Below are 23,915 nucleotides of genomic sequence, written 5' to 3'. Positions count from 1 at the left end.
GGTTCATGAACTTCGCGCCTAACCCTTCTCATCCAGCCGCTCTTCCTTGTAGCGGTTCTCCATCTCGTGCAGCCTCGCGTCGACGGTAGCCAGATCGTAATAGCCGATCGTCTTCATATCGCGCGCGTCCTTCAATTGACGAATCGCGGACGGCCACGCGCCTTCCAGCGCAAACTTCTCGGCGAGCGCGCGATGACGCGTCAGCGCATCGCCCGTCCCCGCGCTCGCCTGCGCCAGATACAACCACCAGGCCGGCTGATCCGGCTGCGCGCGCGTCTCTTTCTGCGCCAGCGCCTGCGCCTCGGTGAATCGCCGCAAGCTCAGCAAGGTACGAATGTGCATGTCGATGGCGGCGTTCGATTGCGGCCAGCGCTTTTGCGCGAGATCGGCAAGACGCACGGCGTCTTCGTCGCGGCCGGCACGCCGCGCGATGTCGGCGGCGAGCACGTCGAGACTTGGGGAAGTGCGCGCGGCGTCGCCGTCCGCCTGTGCCCCAGCCGAAAACACCGCACGCGACGACGCCAGCGACGAAGCCGCGTCGTCGTAACGCTCGAGCAGCATCTGGCCATACGCGATGCCATACCAGTTCGCCGCGACGTTCAGCGCCGTGCGGTCTTCGATTTCGGAGCGCATGCGCGAAATCTCGTCGGCGTATTCGCTGCGCGAGCGGTCCTGCAGCAAGCGCGCCCGCGCGCGCACGAAACCGTACTCGGCCACCTGATGCGGTTGCCGGTATGGCGCACGCCGCGCGCGGTCTTCCATGTCGGCGATCCGCTCGCCGGTCAGCGGGTGCGTGCGCGCGTAGGCCGGAATGCCGGTATCGCTCATCGCCGCACGGTCGAGACGGGCGAAGAACGCCGTCATCGCGTACGGGTCGTAGCCTGCGCCGGCGAGCAGCAAAAAGCCGACGCGGTCCGCCTCGTGTTCGGCGGAGCGCGAAAAGCGCAACTGGTTGTCCACGGCGTAAGCCTGACCGCCGATCGCAATCGCGCTGCCCAGGTCGCCGCTATGCGCAAGCACGCCCGCGAGAACGCCGAACAGCATGCCCGCGAGCGCCGCGTAGCCGCTGCGCTCGCCGGTCGTGATCATCCGCGAGATATGGCGTTGCAGGACGTGGCCCATCTCGTGGCCGAGCACGGACGCGAGTTCGGATTCGGTTTGCGTCGCGACGATCAGCCCCGTGTTCACGCCGATGAAACCGCCGGGCAGCGAAAACGCGTTGATCTGCGCGTCGCGCACGGCGAACAGATCGAAGTCCGGCCGATAGCCGCCGATATACAGCGCGTTCGCCGCTGCGGCGAGTTTCGCGGCGACCGAATTCAGATAGTCGCGCACCAGCCAGTCGTCGAGATAGTCGGGGTCGCGCCGCAAGTCGCGCATCACGCGTTCGCCTAGCTTGCGCTCGGCTTGTGGCGTGAGCGTCCCCGCGCCGCCGCTGCCGAGGTCGGGCAATTGCTGCGCGACGATCGGCGCACGCCAGCCGCCGGTGCCGCCACCGTTGGCGCCGCGGTTCGCGCCCGAGTTGCCGGAGAAGCGGCTTTGCGCGCCGCCGTACACGCCGAATACGCCTTGTGCGATGTCCGGCGGCACGATCGGATCGGCGTATGACTCGACCGGCCCGCTGACGAGCGGCGGCTCAGCGGACTGCACCGGCGCAGCGCCGGACGCCGCGCGTGTCTGCGCGAACGCGCCAGGCGGCGCGGCCAGCGCAACACAGAGCAACGCAGCAAGAGACCGTTTCAGACGCATTGCGAGTTCGTATGACGGAGTCGAAAGCGACGCCCGCCGCTCGGATCATCGCGCGACTAAGATAGCGGGCATGGCGCAATTGTAATCAGTCGACGCACCCATCCGGCAGGCCGGCGCAGGGCCGGACGGGCGCACCGCACTGCTATGATAGGCGCCCTCTGAAGGAGCCAACCATGCCTGAACTCACTCATTTCGACGCTGCCGGCGACGCGCATATGGTGGACGTCGGCGGCAAGCAGGAGACGAAGCGCATCGCCATCGCGCGCGGCTCGATCCGCATGCTGCCTGAAACCTTCGCGCTGATCCGCGACGGCAACGCAAAAAAGGGCGACGTGATCGGCGTTGCGCGCATCGCCGCGATTCAAGGCGCAAAGCGCACGGCGGACCTGATTCCGCTGTGTCATCCGCTCGCGCTGACACGCGTGAAGGTGGACTTCGAACTGGACGACAAGACGCCCGCCGTGCATTGCACCGCGCAGGTGGAAACGCTAGGCAGAACCGGGGTCGAGATGGAAGCGCTCACCGCCGTGCAGGTCGGGCTGCTGACGGTGTACGACATGTGCAAGGCGGTGGATCGCGGGATGACGATCACCGATGTGAGGGTGATGGAGAAGCATGGTGGGAAGTCGGGGGATTGGGTGGCGGAGTAAGCGCGCGATCACGCTGCCCTTTTCACTGCTTCGCGCTTCCACCAAAGACCCGCCTCACTCCTCGTCGTCTTCCTGCTCGACATCGCCCGACGGCAGACCGTAACGCTTGACGAGTTCCGCCTTGAAGCCGGCGAGCGTCTTCTGCTCATCGCAGAGTTGATACAGATAGCTCAACTGCGACGGCCAGTCTTTCAGTTCCTCGGCGAAAATCTTCAGTCGCTCGACGGTATCGAATGCCGCGGCCGTGTCTCCGCTCAACGCCTGTAGCACCGCATAACGACGCAGCACGGTTTCGCCTGGCAACAGCGCCATCGCCTGACGATGCATCGCGAGCTTGTGCTGAAGATCCATCGAGTTCATCGGCAACAGCGTTGCCATGCCGTACCCGCCCCACGCCCGGAAAAGGAACGACGGGTCCGCGCGATATTGCTCGGCCGGACGCGAGCCGTAGTACAGCACCTCGGCGCGCGCGTAATCGCGGTACACCGGATAAAGCGCGGCAATGCCGCCGAACACGATCGCCGCGAATACGCCAAACGACAGACGCGCAGGCACGAGCCGCAACGGACGCGTCTCGAGCAAGCCGAACACGAACATGGCCGGCAGCAGGAAGAACATGTACTGCTGCGGATATTCGACGAGTGCATGCATGACGAGCACGCCGATCAGCGCAATGCCGAATACGCGCCCGGCGCTCTGCGGCGCGCGCACCGCACGCACCAGCCACGTGACGAGGCCGAACAGCACGATAGCAAGACCAATCAGGCCGGTTTTTGCGAGCAGATCGATAAAGACGTCGTGCGAATTATTGGCGATCTCGACGCCGCCGAGCGTCTTCGCGTACTGATACTGGTAGCTCGGAAACTCGCCCCAGCCGACGCCCAGCAACGGATGCGTGCGGAACATCGTCCAGCCGTATTTCCACAGCGCGAGCCGCGGCGCGATCTGGCCGGCGTCCTTGAAACGATCCGCCGCCGACTGCCCGAGTTCGAGGTGATAGCGCACGTTGGCCCAGCGAATCAGCGCATTCACGACGAAGAACAGCACAGCGAGCGCAATGGGAATCAGCCATTGCCGATGACTGCGGCGCAACTGCGGTTCGGCGCGGGTCTGCGCGAACGCCATCCAGAAACCGGCCACGACGATCACACCCATTTGCAGCCACGGGCCGCGCGAGACCGTCAACGCGAGCCCCACTGCAAAGATGGTGGAGACGAGAGCCCAGATCGGGACGGCGATCCGGCGCGTCTGCACGAGGAACAGCGCGCCGGCCATCGCGAACGCGATATACGTGGCGAGGTGGTTCGCCTGCGCCATGTTGCCGAACGGCCGGCGCTCGACCGTCACGTTATACGCGATCACGAGCGGCGACACGCGCGTCTCCAGGTGAAAGAGCTGGATGACCTGGCAGAACACCGCAAACAGCCCGCCGACGACCAGCGCGCAAGCCGCCCAGCGCAACGCGGTCTCGCTGAGCTTCGCGCGCGCGAAGCCGTAGCCCGCGTGTGTCGCCATGAATGCAGCCAACAGAAAGCCGCCGCCGAGCCAGTTCATCGACGGCTGCGAGACCGGCAGCAGCACCGACTGCGCGACCAGCAACAGCCCGAACAGCAGCGGCACGAGCGCCACCACGGGCGACGCAAAGCCGATGCGCGGCTGCGAGCCCGCGACCAGCAAGACCACGCCGGCGCCCATCAGCAGGTACAACGCGAGGGCTGTGAATTCAGCGTAGAACGTCGGAATCGGATAGGTATGGTTGACGACTGCATAAGGCAGCACCAACGCGAGAGCCAACAGTATGAGAGAAAGGTAGCGCGCGAAAGGTGTGGGCATCGAGTAAGCGGGTGGGCGTCAGCAACCGGCGCACTATACAAAAAAATCCTTGCGCTGTGCGCCGGCTGGGCCGAAATATCCCGAAAATCAGCGATTTACGTTTGAACGGCTAGTTATCCGTGCGTGCATCGCGCGGGTCGCGTGTTGCATCGCGCGTCTTGTATTACGCGCGGCACTCGGGAGGTGCGAGGTGGGAAGGCAAGGTCGGCGCCTGTGCGGGCATCGGACCTGCGCCCGGTGCCGGCAACGACGACGCCGTCTTGCCGCCGGCAAAGCATTCCCACGCGAGCGCGCCCGCCTGCACCGAGCCCTTCGCCAACGAGACGCGCGCGGTGGGCGCATCGATGTTGTCGGGCACCGACGGCACGAGCGTGATCGTGTTGGAGCCAGCAGGCGCCACGCGCGTCGTGAAGGCGACGGTGATCTGGCCGCTGTCGTCGTCGACATGAACGGACTCGACGTTGCGCGTCGCGGGCGGCGACGCGTAGCCGCCACCGAACGCGTTGCCGCTCGCCGCGTTTTCCGACACGGCAAGACGCGCCGACGACGCGAGCGACAGTCCCTCGCCCACCCGGCTGCGCGCGAGGTAGTCCTGATACGCGGGAATCGCATAGGCCGCGATCACGCCGACGATCGCCAGCACGATCATCAGTTCGATCAGCGTGAAGCCGAGACCGAGGCGCGAGCCGACGCGGCGGCACGCTCGCGCGAGTGTTGCGGACCAGCGCGCTCGCGCGAATCGCGAGTGCGCCAGCGTGGATTGCGAATAAGGGGAATAAGGCAAGGTGACGATCATCGGCAGGCTCCTGAAACGAAAAGCGCCTGCTCCACGAATCGGGAACAGGCGCTTTGATCGTAGCGAGCGACGCTCGTCTCGGACAGTCAGCCGAATGGCTAACGTTGAACCTGGAACGCACGCAGGTGTGATGCTTGGCGTTCCTTCAGGCCGCCGCGGATTTCGCGTTGCGGCGCTTGATCACATAACCCAGGATCACGACGAACAGCGCGCCCGCGATGCTCATGCCGTATTCGGCGAGCGGCGTGTCGAGGACCGGCCAACGGTCGCCGGCCGGATCGTTGATGATGAGCCCGCCCGCGATCCAGCCGAGCAACGCGGCGCCGAGCGTGATGACGATCGGGAACCGGTCCAGCAGTTTCAGCACGATCTGGCTGCCCCATACGATCAACGGGATACTCACGACGAGGCCGAAGATCACCAGCGCGAGGCGATGCTCCGGGTCAGCGGCTTCGGCCGCGCCCGCGATGGCGATCACGTTGTCGAGACTCATCACGGCATCGGCGACGATGATCGTCTTGATCGCCGAGATGAGCTTATCGGCGGGCTTCACGTTGTCGTGCGCGTCGTGCGCCGGCGCCATCAGCCGGACGCCGATCCACAGCAGCAACAGCCCGCCCGCGAACTTCAGCAGCGGCACGTCGAGCAGCGCGACCGCGAAAGCAATCAGTATCACGCGCAGCAGGATCGCGCCCGCCGTGCCCCACAGCACGCCCTTCGTGCGCTGCGCGGGCGGCAGGTTGCGGCAGGCCAGCGCGATCACGACGGCATTGTCGCCACCGAGCAGAATGTCGATGACGATGATCTGAATGACTGCGCCCCAATGGAGCGTGGCGAGGAACTCGAGCATGAGCAAAAGAATAAGAAGGAAGCGGACGCGCGGCCAATAAAAAAGCGGAGGAGTGTTTAACTCCCCCGCTTTTGAGAACGCACGCTACGAAAGGATCTCGTAAGCGTATCAAAAAAGGCGCTCGAACTGGGCGCCAGTTTCGATTTACAGCATTGCCTTCAGAAGACGCGCCATTTCCGACGGGTTCTTCGTGACCTTGATGCCGCAGGCGTCCATGATTTCCAGCTTCGCTTCGGCCGTATCCGCACCGCCCGAGATCAGCGCGCCGGCGTGACCCATGCGCTTGCCCGGAGGCGCCGTGACGCCAGCGATAAAGCCAACCACCGGCTTCTTCATGTTGCCCTTGATCCACTCAGCCGCGTTCGCTTCGTCCGGACCGCCGATCTCGCCGATCATGATGACGGCGTCCGTATCCGGATCGTCGTTGAACATCTTCATCACGTCGATGTGCTTCAGGCCGTTGATCGGATCGCCGCCGATACCGACTGCCGACGACTGGCCGAGGCCGATCGCCGTCAACTGGCCGACTGCTTCATACGTCAGCGTGCCCGAACGCGACACGACGCCGATGCGGCCCTTGCGGTGGATGTGACCCGGCATGATGCCGATCTTCAGCTCGTCCGGCGTGATCGTGCCCGGGCAGTTCGGTCCGAGCAGCAGCGTCTTGCGGTTTTCGCGACGCATGCGGTCCTTGATCTCGATCATGTCACGGACGGGAATGCCTTCCGTGATGCAGATCGCGAGATCCAGGTCGGCTTCGACTGCTTCCCAGATTGCAGCAGCAGCGCCTGCCGGCGGAACGTAAATCACCGACACGGTCGCGCCCGTTTCAGCCTTGGCTTCAGCGACGCTTGCGTAGATAGGAATGCCTTCGAAATCTTCGCCGGCCTTCTTCGGGTTCACGCCTGCGACGTACGCTTCGCGGCCGTTTGCGTATTCACGGCAAGCACGCGTATGGAACTGACCGGTCTTTCCGGTGATGCCCTGCGTGATGACCTTGGTGTCTTTGTTAATCAGAATCGACATGTATTGACCTCTGTTCGTTTGGCGTCACACGATGGCGCGACGAGCAACGAGGCGGAACGTTCTCGCCCGCGTTGCCCGTGCGCTACCGTGCGCCGCCATTCGTAATCCTGGTAAACGCCGTGGGAGGCTGATTACGCCTTGCCCGCGGCAGCCGCGACGACCTTCTGAGCCGCTTCTTCCATGCTGTCAGCCGAGATGATCGGCAGACCGGAATCGGCGAGCATCTTCTTGCCCAGGTCTTCGTTCGTGCCCTTCATGCGGACCACGAGCGGCACCTTCAGCGAGACGGCCTTCGACGCCGCGATCACGCCTTCCGCGATCACGTCGCAGCGCATGATGCCGCCGAAGATGTTGACCAGAATCGCGGTCAGGTTCGGGTTCTTCAGCATGATCTTGAACGCTTCCGTGACCTTCTCCGTCGTGGCGCCACCGCCCACGTCGAGGAAGTTCGCCGGTTCGCCGCCGAACAGCTTGATGGTGTCCATCGTCGCCATTGCGAGGCCCGCGCCGTTCACCAGACAGCCGATGTTGCCGTCGAGCGAGATGTACGCGAGGTCGAACTTCGACGCTTCGACTTCAGCCGGATCTTCTTCGTCCAGATCGCGATACGCGACGATTTCCGGATGACGGAACAGTGCGTTCGAATCGAAGTTGAACTTGGCGTCGAGTGCGATGACCTTGCCGTCGCCCGTCAGGATCAGCGGGTTGATTTCGGCGAGCGATGCGTCGGTTTCCCAGAACGCCTTGTAGAGGCCTTGCAGGATCGCGCGTGCTTGCGGGATCGACGCGTCGGGCACGCCGATCTTCTTCGCGAGGTCGTCTGCTTCGGCGTCCTTCAGGCCGGTCGACGGATCGACGGCAACCTTGTGGATCAGCTCGGGCGTCTTTTCCGCGACTTCCTCGACGTCCATGCCGCCTTCGCTCGACGCCATCACGACGATCTTCTGCGAAACACGATCGATCACGAGGCCGACATACAGTTCCTTCTTGATGTCCGCGCCTTCCTCGATCAACAGACGGTTCACCTTCTGGCCTTCCGGACCAGTCTGGTGTGTGACGAGCTGCATGCCGAGGATCTGGTTCGAGTACTCACGAACCTGATCCAGCGACTTGGCAACCTTCACGCCGCCACCCTTGCCACGGCCACCCGCATGGATCTGAGCCTTCACGACCCACACCGGGCCGCCGAGCTCTTCCGCGGCCTTGACCGCATCATCCACCGAGAAGACCGGCTTGCCGCGCGGTACCGCGACGCCGAATTTCCGCAGGATTTCCTTACCCTGGTACTCGTGAATCTTCATGCGTGATTCCCTTCAGTCTGAGAGTTGGATTAAACATCGCTTCCGCTACCGTCCAACATGCCGGGCGCATTGCCCCTGCCTTCGTGGCGGGCCGCCCCGTTGTCTGGCGATGCCGGGCGGTCTGCTGGGCGTGGCGCATGGCCATACCAGCGCGGGTAAAACTGCTGCACTGCCTCCCCGTCGAAACGCAGCGCGTGGCAGCGTCCCAACTGGAATGGCGGTTTTTCGTTTAGACGTTCGGCGGTGCCGTCGGTCGACTCGCTTTCTGAACTTGCACTCGCGCCTGGCGTGCTGTCACCGGTGTTCCATACGTCGCCGGCGAACGCCTGGATCGCTGCGGTCGGCAGGATCGCGCACAGCTCGGTGAGATGCGTGCAACCCGCCGTGCCGGCCAGCAAACGGGCAGCATCGCGACGGAAGTTGTGGAACAGATTGAGCCCGATGAGGGCACGATAGGCGGGATTGCTGGCTTGGCAGAGCCCAGGATAGGGCACCCAGTCGGACGACGCCTCGGCGTCGACGACATTGAGCTTGCGATCGATGGTGATGCGAAGCCAGAGTTCATGGATCGGTTGACCATTGGGCCGGACGCCCGACGCAAGGACCACGTCGCGTGGCTTTTCGTCGGTCAAGCACGCTTCCACATCCCACAGGCCATCGGCTCGTTCATAAGCTTCCGCCCGGATTGCGCGACGATGGCGCAATTGACGGGGCACTGACGAGGAAAGCGGCATGCGGAAAGGAAAGGCCGAATTGGAAAACGCGTGAATTTTAGCATACTGGGTATTCGGGACAGCCCGGAATGCGGCGGGGACGGCCTGCTGGCCGGTTATGGGTGGGGTTATGGCTGGAGTTGGTGGGGGGAAGGTTGGGTTGAAGCGTTAGTGTGGGTGATGCGGTTTGGTGGGACTTGTGGTGCTTGTCCTGCTTCTGGCGCTTCGCGGCACTTTCCGCCGTTTCGCGTCATTTCGCGCCCTTCGCTGCTAGTCGCCGCCTTCGCCGTTATTCACCGCTCCATTCTTCGTCGATACCTTTGAGGATTTTGCCGATCGTCGCGCCAGAAAAGCCGCGTGACGCGAGAAAGCGCGCCTGCTTCGCGCGCTCAGCCGCGGTCTCCGGAAGCTGACCGAACTTCTTGCGCCATACGGCCTGGGCGCGCGCCAGTTCCGTTTCGCGTAATTGAGCGCTCGCTTCGTCGACGAGCGTGCGATCCACCGCGTGCTGCTTCAATTCGCCAACGATGCGGCTCGCACCCAGTCGCGACGAACGACGATGAATCAGGCTTTCGGCGAAGCGGGAATCGGATAGCCAGTTTTCGGCTTCGAGCGTGTCGAGCAGCGTATCGAGCGAATCGCTTTCTTCGACGAAGGGCTTCAGCTTGCGTGCAAGTTCACTGCGGCTATATTCGCGGCGCGATAGGTAGCCGAGCGCGCGTCCTTTGAGCGAACGTGCTGGGCGTTGGGATTTTTTTGCTTCGCTTGGGGCGGGATCTGCGTCGCCGGGTGTTTGGTCTGAGGCAGATGTGCTGCGTGAGCCGCTTGACCCATGCGAACGAAGCGAGCTGCGTGAGTTGTTACGCGAGTTGCGTGAGCCGCGCGACTCACTCGAGCGCGTGTAGGTAGCCTCAGCGGACTGGTCGGGCTGACCTGGCAACAGCGCGCGCCGCAGGCCACGGCCTGCGGCGCGATCGTGTGCGTCGAACGGTTCAGGCCGATCGAACGGATCAAAGCGATCCGATGTTTCGGATAGATCCGCATGCGCCGAACGTTCGGGCGAATCGCTCCCGTCATTACGCGGGCCGCCCACGTTGCGTCCAGAATTGGACAATGGCCGGCCCTTGCGTATCACGTAGTGGTTACTCTTCGTCCGCGACTTCTGCGCCTGCGCCGGTCACTGCCTCGGCCATTGCATTCACACCCAGCGATTCGCGGATGCGGTTCTCGATCTCACGAGCGATATCCGGATTTTCGCGCAGGAATTCACGCGCATTGTCCTTGCCCTGGCCGATACGCTCACCGCTATAGCTGTACCACGCGCCGGCCTTGTCGACGATTTTGGCCTGCACGCCCAAGTCGATAATTTCGCCCTGACGCGAAATACCCTCGCCGTACAGAATGTCGAAGATCGCCTCGCGGAACGGTGGCGAAACCTTGTTCTTGACCACCTTCACGCGCGTTTCGTTGCCGATCACTTCGTCGTTCTTCTTGATCGAGCCGATGCGGCGAATGTCGAGACGCACCGACGCGTAGAACTTGAGCGCATTACCGCCGGTGGTGGTTTCCGGATTGCCGAACATCACGCCGATCTTCATGCGGATCTGGTTGATGAAGATCACGAGGCAGTTGGTGCGCTTGATCGTGCCCGTGAGCTTGCGCAGCGCTTGCGACATAAGACGCGCTTGCAGACCCGGCAGCGAGTCGCCCATTTCGCCTTCAATTTCAGCCTTCGGCACAAGCGCCGCGACCGAGTCGATCACGATCATGTCGATCGAGCCCGAGCGCACCAGTGCATCGGCAATTTCCAGCGCCTGCTCGCCCGTGTCCGGCTGCGACACCAGCAGGTCGTTCACGTTCACGCCGAGCTTGCCCGCGTATTGAATGTCGAGCGCGTGTTCCGCGTCGATAAACGCTGCCGTGCCGCCGATCTTCTGCATTTCCGCGATGACTTGCAGCGTCAGCGTGGTCTTACCCGACGACTCCGGACCGTAGATTTCGACCACGCGGCCACGCGGCAAACCGCCGACGCCCAACGCGATGTCGAGGCCGAGCGATCCGGTGGAAACGACCTGGATGTCTTCGACTACCTCACCTGCGCCGAGCCGCATGACCGACCCTTTGCCGAACTGCTTTTCGATCTGCGCGAGGGCGGCAGCGAGTGCCTTGCTCTTTTCAGCAGTCAGTCCAGCCGAGCCTTTCTTGCTTTCTTCCATGAATCGTCCTTTGCTATGATGAACGGCGTCTGAGGCAGATGTGTCGTCCAGTTTTGAAGGACAGCACACGAAACTCAGACACTGTATAAAAAAACAGTGGTTTTGGCAAGCGTGATTCTGATGCGAACGCGCATTTTTACTGTCGCGCCGCCCAACCACCCACAATGATTCGGAGACCGCTGTGCGCCGCGGGGACACCCGAGGTGCCGGCCAAGGCCCTGAGCTGGCGCATCATGCGAATTCTGATTGCCGAAGACGACAGCATACTCGCGGACGGTCTCGTTCGATCACTCCGCCAATCGGCCTATGCCGTGGATCACGTGAAGAGCGGCGTCGAGGCCGACACCGCGCTGTCGATGCAAAGTTTCGATCTGCTGATTCTCGATCTCGGCCTGCCGCGCATGTCCGGGCTCGAAGTGCTGCGCCGCCTGCGCGCGCGCAATTCGAACCTGCCGGTGCTGATTCTGACCGCCGCGGACAGCGTCGACGAGCGCGTCAAGGGCCTCGACCTCGGCGCCGACGACTACATGGCCAAACCGTTTGCCCTCAACGAACTCGAAGCGCGTGTACGCGCGCTCACGCGGCGCGGCGCGGGCGGCGGTCCGACGATCGTGCGGCACGGTTCGCTGGGCTTCGATCAGGTGGGCCGGATCGCCTATATCAACGATCAGGTGATCGACCTGTCCGCGCGCGAACTGGGTCTTCTCGAAGTGCTGCTGCAACGGATCGGCCGGCTGGTTTCGAAGGAACAGCTCGTCGACCATCTTTGCGAATGGGGCGAGGAAGTCAGCAACAACGCAATCGAGGTCTATGTGCACCGGCTGCGCAAGAAAATCGAGCCGAGCGGCGTGCGCATCATCACCGTGCGAGGGCTCGGCTACTGCCTCGAGAAAGCGGTCGCGCCCGCGAATGCCAGTGCGAATGCGGCGGCAACCACACCCGCCGAGCCCGAACCGGCACCATCGCCGTCAACGCCGGCCGGCGGAATGCCGGCGAGTCACCACTACAAATAGAGCACATCATGTCCGCACGCGCAGATCGCGCGACGGCCCGCGCGGCGGACCTCGACGAGGCGCGCGACGAGCGCTACGCCAATCCGTTCGCCCCGCCCGACGAAACCGAAGCCGCCGCCGAGGCGCGCCCCCGCTCGCTATTCGGCGAAATTCTCGACTGGATGCTCGCGCCTTTGCTGCTGCTCTGGCCAATGAGCCTCGCGGTCACGTATCTGGTCGCCAAATCGATCGCGAACGGGCCGTTCGACCGCGCGCTGGAAACCGACGCCTACGTGCTCGCTCGGCAGATTCATCCGGTCAACGGCGTGGCCGAACTGACGCTGCCCGATTCCACGCGCGACTTTTTGCGGACGGACAACGTCGACAGTGTTTTCTATCAGGTGCTCGGCACGCGGGGCGAGCTGGTGGCGGGCGAGCGCGACATGCCGCTGCCGCACGAAGACGACCGGCCGCAACCGGGCCTTGTCGCTTTCCGGGACGACATGCTGCGCGGCAACGACATCCGCGTGGCCTATACGACGGTCGAATTCCCGCAGACGCCCGGCGCGGAGCCGGTGCTCGTGCAGGTCGCCGAGACGCTCGACAAACGCAGCCAGCTCGCCAACGACATCATCAAAGGCGTGATCCTGCCGCAGTTCGTGATCCTGCCGCTCGCGATCCTGCTCGTGTGGTTCGGCCTTTCGCGCGGCCTCGCGCCGCTGCACGCGCTGCAGGCGCACATCCGCGCGCGTCGGCCCGACGATCTGTCGCCGCTCGAGGCGCGTCGCGCGCCGCCGGAGATCGAGCCGCTCGTCACGTCGTTCAATGATTTGCTGACGCGCCTCGAGCAGAACATGGAATTGCAAAAGCGCTTTATCGCCGACGCCGCGCATCAGATGAAAACGCCGCTCGCCGGCCTGCGCACTCAGGCTGAGCTGGCGCTGCGGCAAGACGCGTCGGCGGAAGTGCATCGCTCGCTCGAGCAGATCGCGACGAGTTCGGAGCACGCGGCGCGGCTCGTCACGCAACTGCTTGCGCTCGCGCGCGCCGAAAACCGCATGTCCGGGCAGATCTTCACGCCGGTGGAAGTGACGGAAGTCGCGCGCAATGCCGTGCGCGACTGGGTGCAGGCCGCGCTCGCCAAGCAGATGGATTTGGGTTACGAGGCGCCGGACGAACCCGTCGAGGTCGACGGCAATCCGGTCATGCTGCGCGAGATGTTGTCGAACCTGATCGACAACGCGATCCGCTACACGCCGGCGGGCGGCCGCATCACCGTAAGAGTGAGGCACGACGCCGCCGCGCGGCTCGTGCATCTCGAAGTGGAAGACACCGGTATCGGCATTCCAGCCGCCGAACGTTCGCGGGTCGTCGAGCGCTTTTACCGGATTCTCGGCCGCGAAGGCGACGGCAGCGGCCTCGGGCTTGCGATCGTCCGCGAAATCGCGACGATGCACGGCGGCGAGCTGACCATCGACGACAACGTCTATCAAACCGCGCCGCGGCTCGCGGGAACGCTCGTGCGTGTCAGTTTGCATGTGCTCGAGCGGGGCAGGACTTACCCTAACGCGGGCTGACAGCCATAAGCCGCCAAAGCCAAGTTGTCCGGCGTTCACAGCATATTGCACGGCGTTGAACCAGAATTGACCTATTTTCACGAACCTTCGTCGCGGGTCAGCAAGCCATCGGCGCAACCATTCACGTCAGTAGGCCGTAAGTTTTCACTCCAATAATCGGTTGCACGGAACGCCGCGGGCCGGCGCACCGCGTGCATATCAATATTGGAGACGACATATGGCTACCGTAGGCGGACACATTTCGCCCGTGCCCATGACGCGCGATGAGAAGCGGGTGATCTTCGCATCGTCGCTAGGTACGGTTTTCGAGTGGTACGACTTTTATCTGGCCGGCTCGCTGGCCGCCTTCATCAGCAAGAGCTTTTTCTCCGGCGTCAATCCGACTGCCGGCTTCATTTTCACGCTGCTCAGCTTCGCCGCGGGTTTCGCGGTCCGGCCGTTCGGCGCGGTGGTATTCGGGCGGCTCGGCGATATGGTCGGCCGCAAGTACACGTTCCTCGTCACGATCGTGATCATGGGCGTGTCGACGTTCCTCGTCGGCTTCTTGCCCGGCTATGCGGCGATCGGCATCGCATCGCCGGTCATCTTCATCGCGATGCGGATGCTGCAGGGCCTGGCGCTCGGCGGCGAGTACGGCGGCGCCGCGACCTACGTGGCGGAACATGCGCCGCCGGGACGCCGCGGCTTCTACACTGCCTGGATTCAGACGACGGCCACGCTCGGCCTCTTCCTCTCGTTGCTCGTGATTCTCGGCGTGCGTACGGCGATGGGCGAAGACGCGTTCGGCGCATGGGGCTGGCGCATTCCGTTCATCGCGTCGATCGTGCTGCTGGCCATTTCGGTGTGGATTCGCCTGCAACTGCATGAATCGCCGGTGTTCGAGCGCATCAAGGCCGAAGGCAAGACGTCGAAGGCGCCGCTTACCGAAGCGTTCGGCCAGTGGAAGAACCTGAAGATCGTGATTCTCGCGCTGATCGGCCTGACGGCCGGCCAGGCCGTGGTGTGGTACACGGGCCAGTTCTACAGCCTGTTCTTCCTGACGCAGACGCTGAAGGTCGACGGCGCAACGGCCAACATCATGATCGCCATCGCGCTGCTGATCGGCACGCCGTTCTTCCTGTTCTTCGGCTCGCTGTCGGACCGCATCGGCCGCAAGCCGATCATCATGGCCGGGCTGCTGATCGCCGCGCTGACGTACTTCCCGCTCTTCAAGGCGCTCACGCACTATGTGAACCCGGCGCTGGAAACGGCTACGGCCAAGGCGCCGATCGTCGTGATCGCGAATCCCGACGAATGCTCGTTCCAGTTCAACCCGGTCGGCACGTCGAAGTTCACGAGTTCCTGCGACATCGCGAAGAGCGCGCTTTCGAAGGCCGGCCTGAACTACGAGAACGTCGCGGCGCCGGCGGGCACGGCGGCGCAGATCAAGGTCGGCGATACGGTGGTGAACACGTATGACGGCAAGGCCGCCGACGCCAAGGAACAGGGCAAGACGTTCGACAAGACGCTCGCCACGACGCTGAAGTCCGCGGGCTATCCGCCGAAGGCCGACTCGTCGCAGATCAACTGGCCGATGAGCGTGGTGATCCTGACGATCCTCGTGATCTACGTGACGATGGTCTACGGACCGATCGCGGCAATGCTGGTGGAGATGTTCCCGACGCGTATCCGCTATACGTCGATGTCGCTGCCGTATCACATCGGCAATGGCTGGTTCGGCGGCTTCCTGCCGGCCACCGCGTTCGCGATCGTCGCGGCGAAGGGCAACATCTACTCGGGCTTGTGGTATCCGATCGTGATCGCGCTCATCACGTTTGTGATCGGCATGCTGTTCGTCCGCGAAACGAAAGACTCGGACATTTACGCGAAGGATTGACCGGGATCCGCCGCCCCGCAGGCCCGCGCTTGCGGGCTCATGAGGCGGCAGTTTAAAAAGTTGCGCGCCGGGGGTTGACAGCCCCAGGCGCTATCCTCATAATCTCGCTTCTTTCGGCGAATTAGCTCAGTTGGTTAGAGCGACGGAATCATAATCCGCAGGTCCGGGGTTCGAGTCCCTGATTCGCCACCAGTTGCAAGAAAAAGCCGCTGACCCACAAGGTCCAGCGGCTTTTTCGTTTCTGGCTGTCTATTTTTCATTCAGGCACCGACACTCGCAACTTCAAGGAGGATTGTTGATGACGTTCCGCACCGCCGCGCGCGCCGTGGCCATCGCATCGATCGCGCTTTGGGGCGCCGCTTCCGTGAGCGCGGCTCAGGCGCAAACTCCGACCGACAACCAGTGGCGCGCAAGCCAGACCACCTTGTCGACGCTTCTGCAGAACGGCTACAGGATCGTCGCCGTCGTCAATACGCCTCGCGCCGACGGCGGCCCGGCCGATACGATCTTCGTGCAGCGCGACCAGAGCGCCTTCAAGTGCATCGATTCGCAAGCCTCCGAGGCGAGCAAGAAAGTGCCGGGCTGTTATGAACTGGCGCCGTCGTCGGGCGCGGCCACGACGGGCCCGGAAGCCAAGTAAGCGAGCCATCCGGGAACCGGCGCGATCACGCCTCGATGCGCCCGCGCGTCACGCCGAGCAGGCGCGCCATCGCGTCGCGCGCGGCGGCGGCGTCGCGCTCGCGAATCGCCTCGAACACGGCCGTATGTTCCGCGAGCGACGCATTGAAAACCTCCGCGCGCTTCGCATTCAGCCGAAGCTGCGCCTCGAGCGTACGTTCGATCAGTGTGCCGAGCGGAATCAGCAATTCGTTGCTGCACGCGATCAGCACGCTCAGGTGAAACTGCAGATCCGCCCTTACCCATTCGTCGACATTGCGCGCCGCGGCCATCGCCGCGTGGGCGGCGGCCAGCGCGCCGAACGTGTCATCCGCGTGCGAAGCCGCCGCGAGACCGGCGGCATACGGCTCGATCATCTCGCGCATTTCCTGCAGCTTGAGCGCGAATTGCATCGGCTCGGCGACGCGCGAATACCAGTCGAGCACATCGACATCGAGCAGATTCCACGCGTGCCTCGGCCGCACGCGCGTGCCCACGCGCGGCCGCGATTCGATCAGCCCTTTCGACGTCAGCGTGCGCAGCGCCTCGCGCAACACCGTGCGGCTCACGCCCAAAGTGCCCATTAGCTCAGCCTCGCGCGGCAGGATCGATTCGGGCGCGTAGTCGCCACGCAAAATCGCCGTGCCCAGCAAATGCGCGACGCGCCCATGCAGATCGTGCTGAATAGCTTTCTCCCGGCGGCGGCGCCGCTCAATATGTGGCGAATAGTACTATTAATAGTACTTTAGCGCGATTGTGCGGTAGCATGAAAACCCTCGAATATTTCGCAATGAGTGGAGACGCACGTCATGAAAATCACCAAGCTTGAAACGTTCATCGTTCCGCCGCGCTGGTGCTTCCTCAAGATCGAGACGGACGAAGGCATCGTCGGCTGGGGCGAGCCGGTGGTCGAGGGCCGCGCGCATACGGTGGCCGCGGCCGTCGAAGAACTGTCGGACTATCTGATCGGCAAAGACCCGCTTCTGATCGAAGACCACTGGCAGGTCATGTACCGCGCGGGCTTTTATCGCGGCGGTCCGATCACGATGAGCGCGATCGCCGGCGTCGATCAGGCGCTGTGGGACATCAAGGGCAAGCATCATGGCGTGCCGATTCACGCGCTGCTCGGCGGCCAGGTGCGCGACAGGATCAAGGTGTATTCGTGGATCGGCGGCGACCGTCCGAGCGACGTTGCGAACAACGCGCGCGCCGTGGTCGAGCGCGGCTTCAAGGCCGTGAAGATGAACGGCTCGGAAGAACTGCAGATCATCGACACCTTCGACAAGGTGCAAGGCGTCATCAACAACGTGGCCGCGGTGCGCGAGGCGGTGGGACCGGACATTGGCATCGGCGTGGATTTCCACGGCCGCGTGCACAAGCCGATGGCCAAAGTGCTCGCGAAAGAGCTCGACCCGTACAAGCTGCTCTTCATCGAAGAGCCGGTGCTGTCGGAAAACGCGGAAGCGCTGCGCGACATCGTCAACCAGACCAACACGCCGATTGCATTGGGCGAGCGTCTGTATTCGCGCTGGGACTTCAAGCACATCCTGTCGGGCGGCTACGTCGACATCATCCAGCCGGACGCCTCGCACGCGGGCGGGATCACGGAGTGCCGCAAGATCGCGTCGATGGCGGAAGCCTACGACGTCGCGCTCGCGCTGCACTGCCCGCTCGGTCCGATCGCGCTCGCCACCTGCCTGCAGATCGACGCGGTGAGCTACAACGCGTTCATCCAGGAACAGAGCCTCGGCATTCACTACAACCAGGGCAATGACCTGCTCGACTACATCAGGAACCCGGAAGTCTTCAAATACGAAGACGGCTTCGTGTCGATTCCGCAAGGTCCGGGTCTCGGTATCGAGGTGAACGAAGAGAAGGTGCGCGAGATGGCGAAGGTCGGGCATCGCTGGCGCAATCCGGTCTGGCGTCACGCGGACGGCAGCGTCGCGGAGTGGTGAGCGGAGCTTTGCTGACTGAGCCGGTTTGCTGACTAACTGACTAACTGACTAGCGCCGCCTGCGGGCGGCGCTCTCTTTTGTGCGTCGACAGCCGGGCGATTCGCGCGATGCAGCCACACGTTACGGCGACGTGACGCGCGGCCGTCTCAGTAACGTAACGTCCGGGACCAAACCGGCTCCAGCAGCGCTCGCAAGACGCTCGCGCCGCTTGCCTCTGCGCCCCGCAAAGCCCCGTCGACAAAGGCGCTCGCGCCCTTTGTTCGGCATCAGACAGTCACATGGCGTGGTCCTTGCTCAAATGCACTCGACAACAAAATGCATCGGGGGCTTTCATGGGCGAATTCATTCCGGACTATCTGCTGCGCGAACAGGCGGCCGTCGGCGCGCTCGCGCTGTTCGGCGTGCTGCGCATCATCGGCGCGGCCGTCGCGTATGAACGCGGCTGGCGCATCGCGGCGCTCGAAAAATGGTTCATCGCCGCCGCCGTCATCTATTGCATTCCGCAGCTTTTCGACGTGCTGGCGCATGTCTACGGCGCGCACGCGGCCGCAGCCGAACTCGAAGGAAAAGCGGCAGGCTGCGCGATCGCGCTCTTTAGCGCGCCGATCGTCGGGCATCGGCTGGGCCTCGAATGAATCGATCGGGCGGCCACATGCTGAACATGCTATCGACGCGCATCGCCAGAACGGCCCGGCTCACCAGGCCGGTGTACGGCGTCGGCGATGTGCTGAGGCTGAAATCGGGCGGATCGCCGATGACCGTCACATGGAGCGGTCCCGTGCTGTTCGCGTCAGGCAACTGGCTGATCTGCCAATGGTTCACCGATACGGGCGAACTGATGCAGGAGATGTTTCCCGAGGAAACGCTGGAGCCGGCGCAAGTGGAGAGGCGGTTGTCGGCTGCGGGGCAGTAGCGGATTGGCGGGTACTAGCGGATTCGCTTGCTGAGATGAGCGGCCGTGTCTACTGCGCCGCGCGTCAAAACTGCGCGGCGTTTTTTACGCGACGCGTGTGGACTGCGCGTTGTCTGAGGTGACGCGGCAAGGCGCACCGCCGCTTGTCTACGCGACGCGTGCGAACTACGCGTCGCCCGAGGTGACGCGGCAAGGCGCACAGTCACCGCCGCCTTGCCCCATCCAAACCCACCCAACCACCCCTCACCCAAGCGCCGCAAACGCCGGCACGCTATGCGACAGCACGGCGGCCGCGACAAGAACGCCGATCAACGCAAGTGCTTCCAGGTAAAGCACGTTGACGAAGGTATGCGCGTCCATCGTCGATGCCGTGCGGCGCAGGCGCGGCAGCGCGAGGAAGCGGTTCAGTCCGCCAAGCACCAGCGCCAGTCCGACGAGCGTGAGCTTGAGAATCAGCACATGGCCCCACGAGCTCGACTCGATCGCCAGCAACGACCCGCCCGAACCCCGCACCGCATTGAAGATGCCGGACAGGATGACAAACCCGACCGCGACCAGCGACACATTCGACACCTGCGTCGCCGTGCGGATCAGCACGCCGCGCGCCGTCGACGCGCCCAGCGCCGGCAACGCGACAAGCCCGGCCGTGATCGCGAGGCCGCCCCAGACGGTCGTCACGAGCACGTGCAGCGTTTGCATCGCGATGGCCGCCGACGCGAGGCCGGCGTCCGCCGCATGTCCGAGCGACGCCTTGCCCGCCGCGATGACGATCACCGCGAGCCACAGCAGCGCATTGCGCAGCATGCCGCCGTGACTCGTCATGGCCGTGCCGAGCAAAATCAGCGCGCCGGCGAAGGCAACGCTCCAGCCATAGCCGACATGCGTTTGCGAAAGCACGGTCGGCACCATGCCGAACGCGGCGGGCAATGCCACGCCGCTCATCGACGCCGCCTGATACAGCAGCCAGCCGAGATCCGCGAGCACCAGCACGACGCTCGCCGTCAGCAACGACCGTTGCGCGCGCAACCACGCGGGTTGCGCGGGCGAGATCTTCGCCTTGGCATCGTCCGCCAGCCACGCGCCGAGCAACGCCGAACCGACGGCAAACGCAAACGCGACATTCATGAGCGCGGCCATCGCGACCTGCCCGATCCACAGTCCGTCGATGCTCATTTGACAGTGAACGCAAAGTCGCCTTGCGTGCGATGACCGTCGGTGGCAACCGCGGTCCAATGCACCGCGTAGTGGCCCGCGCCCAACTGCGGCAGCGGCAGATGCATGACGCGCGCATCCTGTTTATCGACTTGCGACGCAGCCGATGCGGCCGGCTTGCCATTGGCATCGGCGAGCGCGATCTTGCTGAACGCCGGTTCGAGCGGCTCCGTAAAGTGCAGCGTGACCTCGGCGGGTGCGGCGACTTCGGCGTTGGCAGCCGGCTCGCTGGAAACGAGTTGCGCATGCGCGAATGCCGTGGACGTCAGCAAGAGCGCCGCGGCGCCGAACGCGAATGAAAGCCGCGCCGGACGAATAAGATGGATTAGCTTCATGTAAGGCCGATAGCGGTGAACAGGAAAACGGCAGTGGCCGGCAGGGCTGGAGCGGAATGCAGCAGACCGCTCGCGCCGCGCGAACAGATCGAACGCGCAACCCGGCGCGCCCGGAAGTGTACGCTTCGATGGTCCGCGTGCGCGTGGGTTCAACATCGCGCGCAAAAGTTCGCCGGGTACAGCGCTTGCAACCGTGGACCACGCAGTAAAAAGTCGAGAAGGCGTGCATGAACATGCTCGGGCGCGGCAATGCGCGTCAAACTGTCGCACGCCTGTGACATCCGCAAGCGTCGCGCGTGCGGCAAATAGTCATCATCACCCTTCGATGATAGAATGCTGCGTCGCCGCAGCGCCGGCTGCCCTTCACACCGAGCCGCTCGAAGTTCGGTCAGGTCCCCGATTTTGATGGAGTTACGCGTGTCTTCAAGACGCATTTTCCGCCCGTTGCTTGCCCTTCTGCTGATCGGCTCCGCGGGTGTCTATAGCGCTGCGAAAGCGCAGACTCAACCGAAGGCCCCCGATACGATGGAAGCGCGCGTGCAAGGTTGCACGGCCTGCCACGGCACACACGGTCAAGGCACGGACAACGACTACTTCCCGCGCCTCGCGGGCAAGCCGGCCGACTATCTGTACAACCAGTTGCAGAATTTCCGCGAAGGGCGCCGCAAGTATCCGCCCATGAACTACCTCGTCACGTATCTCTCCGACGACTATCTGCATCAGATCGCCACGTACTTCTCGAAGCAGCGCCCGCCGTATCCGGCGCCGGCCAAGCCGACGGTTTCGTCCACCACGCTCGCGCGCGGCCAGCAGATCGTGCTGAACGGCGACGCGTCGAAGCAGATTCCGGCTTGCGCGGCTTGCCACGGCAAGAGCCTGACCGGCATGGAGCCGGCCATTCCGGGTCTGGTCGGTCTGCACTCCGATTACATCAGCGCGCAGCTCGGCGCATGGCGTTCGGGCACGCGCCACGCAATCGCACCTGATTGCATGCACACCATCGCCACGCGTCTCACCGACGAAGACGTCAACGCGGTCGCTGCGTGGCTTTCCACGCAACAGGCTCCACAAAACCCCGTGCCGGCTCCGGCCCGCTCGATGAAGACTCCGCTTGCCTGCGGCAGCGAACCGCAATAAGGCACCGGGAGAGACACTCAAATGAAACGCAAGTCTTTGTTCGCCCTCTCGGCAGTTGTCGTTGTCGCGGCTGCTGCACTCGTCCCCGTCCTGTGGTCGGGCGGCGACAATCTGCATAACGGCTCGGCCGTGGCGGCAACGCCGGCCGACCAGGCCGCGCTCGTCAAGAAGGGCGAGTACCTCGCCCGCGCCGGCGACTGTATCGCCTGCCACACGGTGCGCGGCGGCAAGCAGTTCGCGGGCGGTCTGCCCATGGCCACGCCGTTCGGCACGATGTTCACGCCGAACATCACGCCTGACGACCAGTACGGCATCGGCAAGTGGACGCAGGACGACTTCTATCGCGCCATGCACACGGGCCGCTCGAAAGACGGCAGCCTGCTCTATCCGGGCTTCCCGTTCACGAGCTACACGAAAGTCACGCGCGCCGACTCGGACGCGATCTACGCGTATCTGCGTTCGGTGCCGCCGGTTGCCGTGCCGAGCCGTCCGCACGAACTCAAGTTCCCGTTCAACCAGCGCAACATGCTGATCGGCTGGCGCACGCTGTTCTTCCGTGAAGGCGAGTACAAGCCGGACCCGACCAAGTCGGTCGAGTGGAACCGCGGCGCGTATCTGATCGAAGGTCTCGGCCATTGCGGCATGTGCCACACGTCGATCAACGCAATGGGCGGCCCGGTCAGCTCGGCGGCTTTCGCCGGCGGTCTGATCCCGCTGCAGAACTGGTACGCGCCGTCGCTCACGTCGAACAAGGAAGCGGGTCTCGGCGACTGGGAAACGAAAGACATCGCCGATCTGCTGAAAACCGGCGTGTCGAACCGCGGCGCAGTGTTCGGCCCGATGGCGGAAGTGGTCCACAACAGCCTGCAGTACATGAGCGATGCGGACATCAACGCAATGGCCACGTACCTGAAGACGATTCCGCAGAAGAGCGAAGCACCTGAGCCGATGCAGCTCGAAACGTCCGAAAAGTTCGGCGGCGAACTGTTGAAGCAAGGTCAGAAGATCTACGCTGACAACTGCGCGAAGTGCCACGCGGACAATGGTCTCGGCATGCCGCCGGCCTTCCCGCCGCTCGCGAACAACCAGTCGATCCAGATGCCGTCGGCGGTCAACCCGATCCGCATGGTGCTGAACGGCGGTTATCCGCCGAGCACGGACGCGAACCCGCATCCGTACGGCATGCCGCCGTTCGCACAGTCGCTGTCGAATCAGGAAGTCGCAGCGGTCGTGACGTACATCCGTATGTCGTGGGGCAACCACGGCACGGCCGTGTCGCCGCAGCAAGTGTCCGATCTGCGTTCGGCGCCGCTCGACTAAGCAGCGTTTGTAGCATCAAGGGCGCGGCCTGCGAGATTCGCGGCCGCGCCCTTCGTTTTTTGATGACCGGTATCATGGGGTAGTTAACGTGGCAACTTTTGCCCCAATGAAACCGTGCAGGAGAAAAGACCGTGCATGTCGGTGAGCGTTTGAACAGCATTACCCACCTCGTCGGCGCCGTGCTGTCGGTGGCGGGGCTGGTGACGCTCGTGACGATGGGCGCGGTTGAAGGCGACGCGTACAAGGTGGTCAGCTTCAGCGTGTACGGTGCGATGCTGTTCGTGCTGTATGCTATCTCGACGCTCTACCACAGCGTGCGCAACCCGCGCGTCAAGGCGGTGCTGCAGAAATGCGACCACTCGGCGATCTATCTGCTGATCGCCGGAAGCTATACTCCGTTCACGCTTGTCACGTTGCGTGGGCCGTGGGGCTGGTCGCTGTTCGGCGTGAGCTGGGGGCTTGCCGCTCTTGGCATCGTGCAGGAACTGACGCTCGGGCGACGCACCCGCAGCGTTTCGATGGTGCTGTATGTCCTGATGGGATGGCTCGCGCTCGTTGCCGTCCGCCCGCTGCTGGAAGCATTACCGGCTGCGGGCACTGCCTGGCTCGTGGCCGGCGGGGTCATCTACAGCGCCGGTATCTACTTCTTCATCAACGACGAGCGCATCCGGCACGGACATGGTATCTGGCACCTGTTCGTACTGGCGGGCAGTCTGTGTCAATTCGTCAGCGTCGCGCGCTATGTCGCGTGACGTCCACGGCGGCGAAATGCAACTTAAGGCCAGTCAACGTGTCTGCATAGCG

The 23,915-nt window shown here is 63.7% G+C and carries 23 protein-coding genes and 1 tRNA gene; 12 read left to right on the top strand and 12 right to left on the bottom strand.

Features of this window, described 5'->3' with window-relative positions; all coding sequences use genetic code 11:
* Positions 1–18 precede the first annotated feature (18 nt).
* Positions 19–1,749, bottom strand: coding sequence for a M48 family metalloprotease (locus P0D87_RS14210; protein ID WP_053858703.1), 1,731 nt, complete (start codon positions 1,747–1,749; stop codon positions 19–21).
* A 173-nt stretch (positions 1,750–1,922) separates the two neighbouring features.
* Between P0D87_RS14210 and moaC the strand changes: the two genes are divergently transcribed.
* Positions 1,923–2,399 carry a cyclic pyranopterin monophosphate synthase MoaC gene (gene moaC, locus P0D87_RS14205; protein ID WP_053858704.1) on the top strand — a complete coding sequence of 159 codons (477 nt, stop codon included), beginning with the start codon at positions 1,923–1,925 and terminating at the stop codon, positions 2,397–2,399.
* Between the two features lie 54 nt (positions 2,400–2,453).
* Here the strand turns inward: moaC and P0D87_RS14200 are convergent, their stop codons facing one another.
* From P0D87_RS14200 to recA, 8 genes are all read right to left on the bottom strand, one after another.
* The gene (locus P0D87_RS14200) at positions 2,454–4,232 is read right to left on the bottom strand and encodes a PglL family O-oligosaccharyltransferase (RefSeq protein WP_053858705.1); all 1,779 of its coding nucleotides are present in this window, start codon (positions 4,230–4,232) and stop codon (positions 2,454–2,456) included.
* Positions 4,233–4,395: 163 nt separating this feature from the next.
* Positions 4,396–5,028, bottom strand: a complete 633-nt coding sequence (locus P0D87_RS14195) for a pilin (protein ID WP_029968183.1) — start codon at positions 5,026–5,028, stop codon at positions 4,396–4,398.
* A gap of 145 nt (positions 5,029–5,173) precedes the next feature.
* Positions 5,174–5,878, bottom strand: coding sequence for a TerC family protein (locus P0D87_RS14190; protein ID WP_029968185.1), 705 nt, complete (start codon positions 5,876–5,878; stop codon positions 5,174–5,176).
* A 144-nt stretch (positions 5,879–6,022) separates the two neighbouring features.
* A complete protein-coding gene (sucD, locus tag P0D87_RS14185) occupies positions 6,023–6,904 on the bottom strand; it encodes a succinate--CoA ligase subunit alpha (protein WP_006049960.1) in 882 nt (293 codons plus the stop codon).
* 131 nt (positions 6,905–7,035) lie between these two features.
* Complete coding sequence (gene sucC, locus P0D87_RS14180) at positions 7,036–8,205, bottom strand: ADP-forming succinate--CoA ligase subunit beta (RefSeq protein ID WP_006049959.1); 1,170 nt, start codon at positions 8,203–8,205, stop codon at positions 7,036–7,038.
* Between the two features lie 29 nt (positions 8,206–8,234).
* Complete coding sequence (locus P0D87_RS14175; RefSeq protein ID WP_006049958.1) at positions 8,235–8,939, bottom strand: DUF2889 domain-containing protein; 705 nt, start codon at positions 8,937–8,939, stop codon at positions 8,235–8,237.
* Positions 8,940–9,207: 268 nt separating this feature from the next.
* Positions 9,208–10,053 carry a recombination regulator RecX gene (gene recX / locus P0D87_RS14170; protein ID WP_053858707.1) on the bottom strand — a complete coding sequence of 282 codons (846 nt, stop codon included), beginning with the start codon at positions 10,051–10,053 and terminating at the stop codon, positions 9,208–9,210.
* A 7-nt stretch (positions 10,054–10,060) separates the two neighbouring features.
* The gene (recA, locus tag P0D87_RS14165; protein WP_006049956.1) at positions 10,061–11,134 is read right to left on the bottom strand and encodes a recombinase RecA; all 1,074 of its coding nucleotides are present in this window, start codon (positions 11,132–11,134) and stop codon (positions 10,061–10,063) included.
* A gap of 233 nt (positions 11,135–11,367) precedes the next feature.
* Here recA and P0D87_RS14160 point away from each other — a divergent pair, with 233 nt between their 5' ends.
* The 5 genes from P0D87_RS14160 (at position 11,368) to P0D87_RS14140 (ending at position 16,219) form a co-directional block, all read left to right on the top strand.
* Entirely contained in the window at positions 11,368–12,147 is a 780-nt protein-coding gene (locus P0D87_RS14160; protein ID WP_029968189.1) for a response regulator transcription factor, read from the top strand.
* 8 nt (positions 12,148–12,155) lie between these two features.
* Positions 12,156–13,703 carry a sensor histidine kinase gene (locus P0D87_RS14155; protein WP_029968190.1) on the top strand — a complete coding sequence of 516 codons (1,548 nt, stop codon included), beginning with the start codon at positions 12,156–12,158 and terminating at the stop codon, positions 13,701–13,703.
* Positions 13,704–13,920: 217 nt separating this feature from the next.
* Positions 13,921–15,579 carry an MFS transporter gene (locus P0D87_RS14150; protein ID WP_006049953.1) on the top strand — a complete coding sequence of 553 codons (1,659 nt, stop codon included), beginning with the start codon at positions 13,921–13,923 and terminating at the stop codon, positions 15,577–15,579.
* Between the two features lie 115 nt (positions 15,580–15,694).
* A tRNA-Met gene (locus P0D87_RS14145) sits at positions 15,695–15,771 on the top strand.
* Positions 15,772–15,877: 106 nt separating this feature from the next.
* Positions 15,878–16,219: a hypothetical protein gene (locus P0D87_RS14140; RefSeq protein ID WP_006049952.1), complete on the top strand. Its 342-nt coding sequence runs from the start codon at positions 15,878–15,880 to the stop codon at positions 16,217–16,219.
* Positions 16,220–16,244: 25 nt separating this feature from the next.
* Here P0D87_RS14140 and P0D87_RS14135 read toward each other — a convergent pair whose 3' ends face one another.
* A complete protein-coding gene (locus P0D87_RS14135) occupies positions 16,245–16,952 on the bottom strand; it encodes a FadR/GntR family transcriptional regulator (RefSeq protein ID WP_044021245.1) in 708 nt (235 codons plus the stop codon).
* 93 nt (positions 16,953–17,045) lie between these two features.
* Here P0D87_RS14135 and dgoD point away from each other — a divergent pair, with 93 nt between their 5' ends.
* The 3 genes from dgoD (at position 17,046) to P0D87_RS14120 (ending at position 19,107) form a co-directional block, all read left to right on the top strand.
* The gene (gene dgoD / locus P0D87_RS14130) at positions 17,046–18,194 is read left to right on the top strand and encodes a galactonate dehydratase (RefSeq protein WP_006049950.1); all 1,149 of its coding nucleotides are present in this window, start codon (positions 17,046–17,048) and stop codon (positions 18,192–18,194) included.
* 332 nt (positions 18,195–18,526) lie between these two features.
* A complete protein-coding gene (locus P0D87_RS14125) occupies positions 18,527–18,829 on the top strand; it encodes a hypothetical protein (protein ID WP_006049949.1) in 303 nt (100 codons plus the stop codon).
* A 17-nt stretch (positions 18,830–18,846) separates the two neighbouring features.
* Positions 18,847–19,107 carry a YodC family protein gene (locus tag P0D87_RS14120; protein ID WP_232292287.1) on the top strand — a complete coding sequence of 87 codons (261 nt, stop codon included), beginning with the start codon at positions 18,847–18,849 and terminating at the stop codon, positions 19,105–19,107.
* Between the two features lie 243 nt (positions 19,108–19,350).
* On the opposite strand, the gene P0D87_RS14115 is transcribed toward P0D87_RS14120, so the two are convergent.
* Together P0D87_RS14115 and copC are read right to left on the bottom strand one after the other, a co-directional pair.
* Positions 19,351–20,280 carry a CopD family protein gene (locus tag P0D87_RS14115; protein ID WP_006049947.1) on the bottom strand — a complete coding sequence of 310 codons (930 nt, stop codon included), beginning with the start codon at positions 20,278–20,280 and terminating at the stop codon, positions 19,351–19,353.
* Complete coding sequence (gene copC, locus P0D87_RS14110; RefSeq protein ID WP_053858708.1) at positions 20,277–20,654, bottom strand: copper homeostasis periplasmic binding protein CopC; 378 nt, start codon at positions 20,652–20,654, stop codon at positions 20,277–20,279. Before copC ends, P0D87_RS14115 begins: the two co-directional genes overlap by 4 nt.
* A gap of 405 nt (positions 20,655–21,059) precedes the next feature.
* Here copC and P0D87_RS14105 point away from each other — a divergent pair, with 405 nt between their 5' ends.
* The 3 genes from P0D87_RS14105 to trhA all read left to right on the top strand — a co-directional run bounded on the left by P0D87_RS14105 (position 21,060) and on the right by trhA (position 23,863).
* The gene (locus P0D87_RS14105; RefSeq protein WP_029968196.1) at positions 21,060–21,791 is read left to right on the top strand and encodes a c-type cytochrome; all 732 of its coding nucleotides are present in this window, start codon (positions 21,060–21,062) and stop codon (positions 21,789–21,791) included.
* Positions 21,792–21,812: 21 nt separating this feature from the next.
* On the top strand, positions 21,813–23,111 hold the full coding sequence (locus tag P0D87_RS14100; protein ID WP_006049944.1) for a c-type cytochrome: 1,299 nt from the start codon (positions 21,813–21,815) through the stop codon (positions 23,109–23,111).
* A gap of 131 nt (positions 23,112–23,242) precedes the next feature.
* Positions 23,243–23,863: a PAQR family membrane homeostasis protein TrhA gene (trhA, locus tag P0D87_RS14095; RefSeq protein ID WP_006049943.1), complete on the top strand. Its 621-nt coding sequence runs from the start codon at positions 23,243–23,245 to the stop codon at positions 23,861–23,863.
* The last annotated feature ends 52 nt before the right edge of the window (positions 23,864–23,915 follow it).

This window comes from Paraburkholderia sp. RL17-368-BIF-A, from assembly GCF_046054045.1.
GTDB classification, from domain to species: Bacteria; Pseudomonadota; Gammaproteobacteria; order Burkholderiales; family Burkholderiaceae; genus Paraburkholderia; species Paraburkholderia graminis.
Note: the sequence above shows the minus strand (reverse complement) of the source record. Positions and strands in the feature narration are given on the sequence as shown.

Excerpts from the sequence above, each read along its gene's own strand:
- P0D87_RS14210 (WP_053858703.1), bottom strand. The coding sequence starts at position 1,749 with ATGCGTCTGAAACGGTCTCTTGCTGCGTTGCTCTGTGTTGCGCTGGCC.
- moaC (WP_053858704.1), top strand. The coding sequence starts at position 1,923 with ATGCCTGAACTCACTCATTTCGACGCTGCCGGCGACGCGCATATGGTG.
- P0D87_RS14200 (WP_053858705.1), bottom strand. The coding sequence starts at position 4,232 with ATGCCCACACCTTTCGCGCGCTACCTTTCTCTCATACTGTTGGCTCTC.
- P0D87_RS14195 (WP_029968183.1), bottom strand. The coding sequence starts at position 5,028 with ATGATCGTCACCTTGCCTTATTCCCCTTATTCGCAATCCACGCTGGCG.
- P0D87_RS14190 (WP_029968185.1), bottom strand. The coding sequence starts at position 5,878 with ATGCTCGAGTTCCTCGCCACGCTCCATTGGGGCGCAGTCATTCAGATC.
- sucD (WP_006049960.1), bottom strand. The coding sequence starts at position 6,904 with ATGTCGATTCTGATTAACAAAGACACCAAGGTCATCACGCAGGGCATC.
- sucC (WP_006049959.1), bottom strand. The coding sequence starts at position 8,205 with ATGAAGATTCACGAGTACCAGGGTAAGGAAATCCTGCGGAAATTCGGC.
- P0D87_RS14175 (WP_006049958.1), bottom strand. The coding sequence starts at position 8,939 with ATGCCGCTTTCCTCGTCAGTGCCCCGTCAATTGCGCCATCGTCGCGCA.
- recA (WP_006049956.1), bottom strand. The coding sequence starts at position 11,134 with ATGGAAGAAAGCAAGAAAGGCTCGGCTGGACTGACTGCTGAAAAGAGC.
- P0D87_RS14160 (WP_029968189.1), top strand. The coding sequence starts at position 11,368 with ATGCGAATTCTGATTGCCGAAGACGACAGCATACTCGCGGACGGTCTC.
- P0D87_RS14155 (WP_029968190.1), top strand. The coding sequence starts at position 12,156 with ATGTCCGCACGCGCAGATCGCGCGACGGCCCGCGCGGCGGACCTCGAC.
- P0D87_RS14150 (WP_006049953.1), top strand. The coding sequence starts at position 13,921 with ATGGCTACCGTAGGCGGACACATTTCGCCCGTGCCCATGACGCGCGAT.
- P0D87_RS14140 (WP_006049952.1), top strand. The coding sequence starts at position 15,878 with ATGACGTTCCGCACCGCCGCGCGCGCCGTGGCCATCGCATCGATCGCG.
- dgoD (WP_006049950.1), top strand. The coding sequence starts at position 17,046 with ATGAAAATCACCAAGCTTGAAACGTTCATCGTTCCGCCGCGCTGGTGC.
- P0D87_RS14125 (WP_006049949.1), top strand. The coding sequence starts at position 18,527 with ATGGGCGAATTCATTCCGGACTATCTGCTGCGCGAACAGGCGGCCGTC.
- P0D87_RS14120 (WP_232292287.1), top strand. The coding sequence starts at position 18,847 with ATGCTGAACATGCTATCGACGCGCATCGCCAGAACGGCCCGGCTCACC.
- P0D87_RS14115 (WP_006049947.1), bottom strand. The coding sequence starts at position 20,280 with ATGAGCATCGACGGACTGTGGATCGGGCAGGTCGCGATGGCCGCGCTC.
- copC (WP_053858708.1), bottom strand. The coding sequence starts at position 20,654 with ATGAAGCTAATCCATCTTATTCGTCCGGCGCGGCTTTCATTCGCGTTC.
- P0D87_RS14105 (WP_029968196.1), top strand. The coding sequence starts at position 21,060 with ATGGAGTTACGCGTGTCTTCAAGACGCATTTTCCGCCCGTTGCTTGCC.
- P0D87_RS14100 (WP_006049944.1), top strand. The coding sequence starts at position 21,813 with ATGAAACGCAAGTCTTTGTTCGCCCTCTCGGCAGTTGTCGTTGTCGCG.